We start from the raw sequence: 361 nt of genomic DNA, 5'->3' as shown, positions 1-361 counted from the left end.
TTCAGTCTATCATGCGGCTTGGCCGATCGGAGCTTCCGGCTGGAACATCGTACCATCGCGCCACATCCGGTGCAGCACCACCGCGATCCGCCGTGCCAATGCGACCATCGCGCATTTCCGACCGCGGCGGCGGGCAATCCGTGTGGCCCAGGTTCTGAGCCACGTCGATGGCCCGCGGTTCATCATGACAGTCGCGGCCTGGCAGAGGGCGCGGCGTAGCCCGGCATCACCCGCCTTGGTGATATGGCCTGAGACATCCCGCTCGCCGGATTGACTTCGCGAAGGCGTCAGGCCAGCCCACGGTCCGACCTTCTTCGAGGATTTAAACCGAGCCGGGTCATCGACCGCAGAGCGGAACGTC

Annotated in this window: 1 protein-coding gene; it reads right to left on the bottom strand. The window is 65.1% G+C overall.

The genetic code is table 11. From position 1 onward, the window contains the following. Nucleotides 1-9: 9 nt before the first annotated feature. A partial coding sequence (locus OCH239_RS21545; protein ID WP_037267666.1) for a transposase occupies nucleotides 10-361 on the bottom strand: 352 nt, incomplete at its 5' end.

This window comes from Roseivivax halodurans JCM 10272 (genome assembly GCF_000521785.1).
Classification (GTDB): domain Bacteria; phylum Pseudomonadota; class Alphaproteobacteria; order Rhodobacterales; family Rhodobacteraceae; genus Roseivivax; species Roseivivax halodurans.
This window is presented reverse-complemented; position numbering and strand designations above follow the sequence as displayed.